The organism is Hyphomonas sp. (genome assembly GCF_040882205.1).
In the GTDB taxonomy this organism is placed as follows: Bacteria; Pseudomonadota; Alphaproteobacteria; order Caulobacterales; family Hyphomonadaceae; genus Hyphomonas.
In genome coordinates this window covers 1-3,722 of the sequence record NZ_JBBEBT010000192.1, presented here as the reverse complement: position 1 = coordinate 3,722, position 3,722 = coordinate 1, and the positions used below count along the sequence as shown (strand labels likewise).

Below are 3,722 nucleotides of genomic sequence, written 5' to 3'. Positions count from 1 at the left end.
TGCTTTTGCCCGACCAGCGAAAGGACCTCACCATCCGAGGCTTGAACGGCAAACGGAAGCTGAACCATTGAACCGAGAAAATCTGTGCGATTACGGACTGAACCTAGCGCAGGTTCTCCAACGATGTGGAAATGAGTCTGGATTCTGCCTGCAGAAAGCAATTCTGCGAGACGCGCGTTGGACTTGCGGAGATGATCTATCCAGACGGAAGCGTCCGCGAGGATCAAGAGCGACGCCGCGGCGCAGCGGTTACGGCCGGATCGCTCCCTCCAAGCAGCGCCAGACGGCGCGCAGCTTCACGCGAGATGAGCGCCTTGAGCGCCTCGCGCAAGAGCGCAGGCTTTTCTTCAATACCCGTCATCTCTGCGGCTTTCGCCAGCGGTTCGTGATCCAGATTAACTGTTGTGCGCATCGAACGCCCTCCAATGGCATCAAATGCAGCATCAAATGATGCCCGATGTCCAGTCATTCGTTCAGCGTGTAATGTCTTCCCCATTTGCGAGGAAGTCCTGCATCGCGGCCATCGCGCTGTCCGCCTTCAGGACTTCGTGGAAGCCGTGTTGCTCTTCGCGGGTGCCGGCGTCGAGGCCCCATGTGAGGGCGCCGCGCACGAGGCGTTTGGCATGGGCGAGACCTTCGGCGCCGCGCGCGGAGAGTTCTTCGGCGAGCGTCAGCGCTTCGCCCACGGCGTCGGCGGCGACGGCATTGACGAGGCCCAGTTCGAGCGCGCCGGTCGCATTGACCGTTTGTCCCCGAAGGATGAATTCGAGCGCGCGGGCTTCGCCGATCATGCGCGGCAGGCGCTGCGTGCCGCCTCCACCCGGGAAGATGCCGACGCGGGTTTCCGGCAAGCCGATCAGCGGCACCTGGTTTCCGGCGATGCGCAGGTCGCAGGCGAGCGCGAGTTCAAAGCCGCCGCCCATGCAGACACCGTTGATGGCGGCGATGACGGGCTTGGGCGAATTGAAAACTGCCTGGATCATGTCGGCAAAGCCGCCGCGCTCGAAATCCTCCGGCTTCAGCTGCCCAGCCCGCACCGCCTCACCCACCGCGATAATCTCGGCGACATCATAGTGGCGCACGAAGACATCATCCGTACCCGTCAGAACGAGGACACGGACCGCCGGATCGGCCACCGCTTGCTGCACGGCGGCCAGCATCAGGCCTGCGCCCTCGGCGGTCATGTAATGGCGCGGCGGATTGGCGTAACGGATTAGGCGCGTGGCGCCTTTAGTGCTGGTGGTAACATTGGCCATGGGGTGCCTCCTGATTTTTTTGCCAGACTGCGCTTGCATCCCGGACAGCGCAAGGCTGTTCAAGTTTCCCGGTCATGCTAAAGCGCGGGAAGCTTCAAACTGGATCAAACGCATGCGCATCATCGCCGGACAGCACAAGGGCCGGGTCCTCATCGCTCCCAAGGGGATGGGCACGCGGCCGACCAGTGACCGGACGCGGGAGAGCCTGTTCAACGTGATCGCGCATGCGGACTGGGCGCCGCCGCTGGAGGGCGCGCGGGTGATCGACCTGTTCGCAGGCTCCGGCGCGCTGGGGCTGGAAGCCATGAGCCGGAGCGCGGCCTTCTGCCTGTTCGTGGAAACCGACCCCGGCGCGCGCGGCGCGATCCGCGACAATATCGAGGCCCTCGGCCTGTTCGGGAATACGCGCCTGCACCGGCGCTCGGCGAGCGACCTTGGCGACAAGCCCGCCGGCATCGGTGGCCCGTTCACGCTCGCCTTCCTGGACCCGCCCTATCACGAGGCGCTGGTGCAGCCGGCGCTGGATTGCCTCGCGGGCGGAGGATGGCTGAGCGAGGACGCGTTGGTGGTCGCCGAGACCGGATCGGACGAGAGGCTGATGTTCCCCGGCTGGACGCTGCTGGACGCGCGCGATTACGGCGCGGCGCGGGTGAGTTTTCTGAAGCGGGCCTAGCTCTCCAGAAACTCTTTCCTGATGTCGAAGCTCGACTTCCTGGTGCCGACATCCTTCGCGCACTCGGCAAGCCAGCGGTCGGCCGTCTCGTAGCCCTTGTCGCGGAGTTCGCTGAGGAAGCGCCAGCGGGTGTCGGACTTGGTGGCGAGGTTGTAGCCGATCAGGTCCTGCCCACCCTTGATGGCATGGATGTTCAGCCTGCGGTATTTCTTCAGCATCGGCTCCTTCAGCATGCCTTCGTCGATCAGGCGCTGGACGAAGGCGATGGCGCGCAGCTCGCCGATCAGCGACGCGTTGAAGCTGATCTCGTTGAGGCGTTCCTGGATTTCGGCGGCCCGCTTCGGTGTGCCGGGGCGTTCCAAAGGGTTGAGGATGATGAGCAGCACATCCGCCGGCGCGCCGGAATAGACCAGCGGGAAGAGGCTGGGGTTGCCCATGAAGCCGCCGTCCCAGTACGGCGTGGCGTCGATTTCCACCGCCTGGAAGCTTTGCGGCAGGCAGGCCGAGGCGAGCACGGCGTCGGCATTGATCTCGGCCTTGGAGAATACCCGCACCTTGCCCGTTTCGACATTCGTGGCCGACAGGAACAGCTTCAGGCCGGAGGCATGCACGGCCTCAAAATCGATCTCCGAATCTACGAGCGTTCGCAGCAGATTGTAGTTGAAAGGGTTGAGGTCGTAGGGGCTGGCGAGGGATTGCAGGGCCGTCGCCATGGCGAAACCGGCCGCGCCGAAGGCGCCGAGGGCGGAGCTGGCATCGGAGACCTTGCGCCAGAGGGAGGCAAGTTCGGCGCGCGCGCCTTCCGGACCGCCTTTGGCGAGGCCGGCGGCATAGGCGACTGCGTTGAAGGCGCCGGCAGAAGTGGCGGAGATAGCCTCGATCTTCAGGCTTTCATCTGCCGAGAGCCTGTCCAGCACGCCCCATGTATAGGCGCCGTGGGCGCCGCCGCCCTGAAGGGCAAGGCTGATGGGGCGGGGTTTTCCGTTGGCCTTGGCCATCGCGGGTCTCCTTTGCACAGGCGTTGCGCCCCTGCTAACGGGGTGCGCACATCACCGCCACCCCCGGAGACCGGATGCCTGCCTTGCAAGACGCCCCCGCCTCCGGCCCGCGCAGCTTAACCATCCTTTCGGTCGGCGCGCAGGGCGACGGGCGCGCCGAGGAGAATGGCGGCCCGGTGAATGTGCCGTTTACCCTGGCGGGCGAGACGGTGCGCGTGGAGGGCGCGGGCGAGCGGCTGAAGCTGCTGGAGGTGCTGACGCCCTCGCTGGACCGGGCCGCGCCTGCCTGCCGGCATTTCGGCAGCTGCGGCGGCTGCACGCTGCAGCATATGGCAACGGTGCCTTACGCGGCCTTCAAGCGGGATCAGATCGTCCGTACCCTGAGTGCGCGCGGCCTTGAGGCAGAAATTGCCGAGACCTGGATCACGCCGCCCGGCTCGCGCCGGCGCGCGGCGTTCACGGCGAAGCGGAACGGCAAGCAGGTGCTGGTGGGATTCCATGCGCGCAAGAGCCATGAGCTGGTGGCGATTTCGGAATGCCCGGTGGCGCGGCCAGCGATTGTGGCGGCGCTGCCGCGACTTAAGGAGATCGCGGGCCATCTCGTCGACGGCAAGGACGGTATCGGCCTCCTGGTGACGGAGACGGCCTCGGGCCTCGACCTACACATCACGGGCCTGGCGAAAGAGGTGAAGGCGCTTGCCCGCGCGGAGGCGGCGAGCGCGGCGCTGCGGGCGGGTTTTGCGCGTGTCTCCATTGAGGGCGCGGACGTGCTGACCGAGCGGCGGCCGCGCCTGC

General features: G+C 65.9%; 4 protein-coding genes and 2 pseudogenes. 2 read left to right on the top strand and 4 right to left on the bottom strand.

Going from position 1 to position 3,722, the window contains the following annotated elements; genetic code table 11:
- From WEA77_RS07915 to WEA77_RS07905, 3 genes and pseudogenes are all read right to left on the bottom strand, one after another.
- A pseudogene (locus tag WEA77_RS07915) lies at positions 1–227 on the bottom strand (VapC toxin family PIN domain ribonuclease); the annotation flags it as partial.
- On the bottom strand, positions 224–412 hold the full coding sequence (locus WEA77_RS07910; RefSeq protein ID WP_368067323.1) for a type II toxin-antitoxin system VapB family antitoxin: 189 nt from the start codon (positions 410–412) through the stop codon (positions 224–226). The pseudogene WEA77_RS07915 and the gene WEA77_RS07910, both read right to left, overlap by 4 nt.
- A gap of 61 nt (positions 413–473) precedes the next feature.
- The gene (locus WEA77_RS07905) at positions 474–1,256 is read right to left on the bottom strand and encodes an enoyl-CoA hydratase/isomerase family protein (protein WP_368067322.1); all 783 of its coding nucleotides are present in this window, start codon (positions 1,254–1,256) and stop codon (positions 474–476) included.
- A gap of 112 nt (positions 1,257–1,368) precedes the next feature.
- Between WEA77_RS07905 and rsmD the strand changes: the two genes are divergently transcribed.
- The gene (gene rsmD / locus WEA77_RS07900; RefSeq protein WP_368067321.1) at positions 1,369–1,929 is read left to right on the top strand and encodes a 16S rRNA (guanine(966)-N(2))-methyltransferase RsmD; all 561 of its coding nucleotides are present in this window, start codon (positions 1,369–1,371) and stop codon (positions 1,927–1,929) included.
- Here rsmD and WEA77_RS07895 read toward each other — a convergent pair.
- A complete protein-coding gene (locus tag WEA77_RS07895) occupies positions 1,926–2,927 on the bottom strand; it encodes a patatin-like phospholipase family protein (protein WP_368067320.1) in 1,002 nt (333 codons plus the stop codon). The two genes, rsmD and WEA77_RS07895, sit on opposite strands and share 4 nt — an antisense overlap.
- Positions 2,928–3,001: 74 nt before the next feature.
- Here WEA77_RS07895 and WEA77_RS07890 point away from each other — a divergent pair.
- Positions 3,002–3,722 (top strand): annotated as a pseudogene (locus WEA77_RS07890) (hypothetical protein); the annotation flags it as partial.